Annotated in this window: 1 protein-coding gene; it reads left to right on the forward strand. The window is 49.1% G+C overall.

The features are described from left to right. On the forward strand, positions 1 to 4,294 hold a 4,294-nt coding region (locus tag BAZ21_RS27370), incomplete at both ends, for a condensation domain-containing protein (protein WP_141695050.1).

The following is a 4,294-nucleotide window of genomic DNA, read 5'->3' on the forward strand; positions in this document are numbered from 1 at the left end:
AGCAGCCGGGGAAATGTGCGTTGCGGGAGACGGATTGGCCAGGGGCTATCTGCATCGGCCAGAGCTGACGGCGGAGAAATTTGTGCCGAATCCTTATGAAGCGGGAGAGAAGCTGTACCGCACGGGGGATCTGGTGCGCTGGCTGCCGGACGGGAATATCGAATTTTTGGGAAGAATCGACGATCAGGTGAAAATTCGAGGGTTCCGCATTGAGCTGGGGGAAATCGAAGCGCGGCTACAGAAACATCCGCTTGTTCAGGAGGTGGCGGTAATCGCCAGAGAGGACAAGCAGAAGGAAAAGTATCTGGCAGCGTATTTTACAGCAGAGGGTGAACCGGGAGCGGAAGAGCTGCGGGAACAGCTATTGCAGGAACTGCCTGATTACATGGTGCCGTCCAGCTTTATGCAGATGGATCGCATGCCGATGACTCCGAGCGGAAAGATTGACCGAAAGGCATTGCCTGAGCCCGATCTGAGTGAGAGTGCAGCGGAGGAATATGAGGCACCGAGAAACAAGATAGAGGAGATATTGGCTGAAATATGGGAAAAAGTCCTGAAAGTCGAACGGGTCGGTATTAAGGATCACTTTCTCAATCTGGGGGGAGATTCCATTAAAGCCATCCAGGTCGTGTCCAAACTTCACGATTATAAGCTAAAGCTGCAGTTGAAGGATCTTTTTGACCATCCTGTAATTGAGCAATTGAGTGCTTATGTACAATCTGTCGAGCATACTGCATTTCAAGGAATGGTAACAGGGGAAATTATGCTCACGCCCATCCAAAGCTGGTTTTTCGAGCAGCCTTTTGCAGCAAAACATCACTTCAACCAGTCAGTTCTGTTACATAGGAAACAGGGTTTTGACGAAAAGATGTTAAGAAAAGTGTTTGATCGCTTGGTGGAACACCATGATGCGCTGCGTATTGTAGTGCGTGAGAAGGCGGGACAGGTGGCTTTGTTCAACCGGGACATGGAAGGCGAGCTGTATTCGCTGGAGGTAAAGGATTTTACAAAGGATGATATAAATGCCAGCTCCGTAAAGGAGGAGGCCGCCCAGCTTCAGTCAGGCATGGATATAGAGCGTGGACCTCTGATGCAAACAGGCTTGTTCAAAACGGGGGACGGTGACTATCTGTGCGTAAGTATTCACCACCTAGTGGTTGACGGGATTTCTTGGCGGATTCTTTTTGAGGATCTTTCTACGGGATACCGGCAGGCGGAGAAGGGAGAAAAAATCACATTCAGAGGGAAAACGGACTCTTTCCGCACATGGTCTGAACAACTCTATACGTATGCTGGCAGCGGGGAGCTTCTGCAAGAAATCACATATTGGCGCGAGCTGGAGCAGAATGAAATCAAGCCTATTCCCAAGGATCATTCCGTTCATAGCAGAAAATATATGGATAGCGATCATATCGAAATCGAATTGGATGAAGTCCAAACCGCCAAGCTGCTGAAAGAAGTGAACAAGGCTTACAATACGGAAATCAACGATGTACTTTTGATGGCACTGGGAGAGGCGATCCGAGAATGGACAGGAGAAGACAAGGTACTTGTTAACCTGGAAGGGCACGGGCGCGAAGAAATCATTCAGGATGTGGATATCAGCAGAACCGTTGGCTGGTTTACCGCCCAATACCCTGTGATTTTGGATATGGCAGGTGTCAAAGACGTGTCTTCCCGCCTGAAAGCCGTCAAAGAAAGCCTGCGCCGTATTCCGCATAAAGGCATCGGCTATGGCATTTTAAAATACCAAACGACTCTTCAGGACGAAGAAATCTTAAGATTTAAATTGCGGCCTGAGATCAGCTTCAACTACCTGGGGCAGTTTGACCAGGATATCGATACCGAAATATTTACCCTCTCTGATGTTCTTGCCGATGAGACCATTTCACCCGACATGCAGAGACCTTATTGTTTGGACATTAACGGAAGAGTGAATGATGGAAGGCTGCGGCTGAGTTTTGCTTATCACAAGCACGAATATGAAAAGGCCACACTGATCAGAGTGGGGGAAAGCTTTAAGCGCAATCTGGAGCAAATTATCGAGCATTGTGTATCACAGGAATATACGGAACTGACAGCCAGTGATGTGGGTTCCAGGCACATTTTGATGGAGGAGGTAGAAGAGGTATACCGCGCGATGGGGGATTCCAGGTCCAATATCACGGATATTTATACACTGACCCCTATGCAGTCGGGAATGCTATACCACTTCCTCAGGGAGCAAAACTCACATGCGTATTTTGAACAGGCCGTGATCAGCCTGAAGGGCGAGATCGATAGAAGTTTGTTTGAACGAGCTTTCCAGCAGGTAATTCAAAGGCACGATATTTTGCGGACCGCCTTTGTTTATGAAAAGGTGGAAAAACCGGTTCAGGTCGTTTTAAAGGACAGACCGGCTGAAATGTTTTTCGAGTATATTTCCTTTTTGACAGAGAGAGAGCAAGAAAACTATTTTGAAGCCTATTTGGACAAGGACAGAGAAAAGGGCTTTGATCTCACCCGGGAGCCGCTAATCAGATTCGCTTTGATTAGAATGAGTGCCGACAGCTACCGTTTGATTTGGAGTTTTCATCATATCATTATGGATGGATGGTGTCTTGGCATTGTATTTAAAGAGCTGCTGGAAGTTTACAGTGCGCTTCATCAAGGAAGCATACCGCAATTAGGTACAGTGCATCCTTATCGTCAATATATCCAGTGGCTAGAACAAAGGGATGATCGGGAGACGGCAGCTTACTGGGAGAATTATCTTACGGAGTACGAACAGCCGGCGCTGCTGCCCAAAACCCAAAATAGTAAGGCTAATTCGGGATACATTCAGGAGGAATACGATTTTACGATAAATAGAGACATGAAGGAAAGCTTGGAGGGGATTGCAAGAGAAAGCGGCGCTACGTTAAGTACGGTGATACAGGCCGTATGGGGGATTTTGCTGCAACGGTACAACAATACCCGGGATGTGGTGTTCGGGACGGTTGTCTCGGGAAGACCGACGGAAATCCAAGGCGTTGAACGGATGGTAGGGCTATTTATCAATACGATTCCTGTCAGAGTCCGGGCAGAAAAGGAAGAAAGCTTCTCGGCCCTGGTTGCCAAACTGCAGCGGGAGGCATGGCTATCTGAGCAGCATCACTATTATCCGCTGGCAGAAATTCAGTCGCGGACCGCTCATGGAAGCGGATTGGTGCAAAACCTGCTGGCCTTTGAAAATTACCCGATGGAGGAAGCCGTCAAAGGACAGGGTGACCATGGACCGGATTTGAGGGTTCTGTCCGCGAAGGTCTCCGAACAAACGAGTTTTGATTTTAATTTCATTGTTATGCCTGAAAATGATTTGCAGATCAAATTCCGCTACAATAGCTTGGCCTATGACAGAAACCTTATGGAGCGGATAGCCGGGCAGATCCAAATGATCATCCGTGAAATCGTCCGTTGTCCAAAGATGCGGATCGAAGATATCGAAATCGTACCGGAGGAAGAGGGCAGCCTGCTGCTCCGCGATTTCAATCGCACGGAGGCGGAGTATCCGAAGGATCAAACGATCCATGGGCTGTTTGAGGAACGAGCAGGGCAAAGAGCAGATCATCCGGCTTTAGTCTGGGGAGAGCAAACACTGACCTACCGGGAACTGAACGAGCAGGCGAATCGGGTGGCGATGGTCTTGAGAGCGCGTGGAGTGAAGCCGGACGATATCGTCGCCATCATGACGGAGCGTTCCATGGAAATGGTCATAGGCATCCTGGGAACGCTCAAAGCGGGTGGAGCCTACCTGCCGATCGATCCGAACTATCCGGAGGAACGGATTCACTACATGCTGGAGGACAGCGGCGCGTCCATGCTGCTGACGCAAAAGCATCTCCGGGACAAGCTCACTTATCACGGCCCGATCATGGATGTGGATGGCGAAGACTTGAAGCATGTAGAACTGGATGGCAATGCCAATCTGCAACCTGTTAACAAGCCGGAGGATTTGGCCTATATCATCTATACCTCAGGTTCTACCGGGAAGCCCAAAGGGGTCATGGTAGAACATCGGGGAATCCTCAACCTCTGGCATTTCTTCCAGGAACAATGGGGCGTGAACGGATCGGATCGGATGCTGCAGTTTGCCAGCAGTTCGTTTGACGCTTCGGTCTGGGAAATGTTCACGATTTTGTTGGGAGGCGGGACGCTTTATCTGGTTTCGCGAGATATTATTAATAACCTGAATGAGTTTGCGAGCTTCGTAAACGAAAACCAAATTACGATCGCGCTGCTACCACCTACCTATCTGGCGGGGATGGAACCGGAC

The organism is Paenibacillus kribbensis, from assembly GCF_001705305.1.
Classification (GTDB): domain Bacteria; phylum Bacillota; class Bacilli; order Paenibacillales; family Paenibacillaceae; genus Paenibacillus; species Paenibacillus kribbensis_B.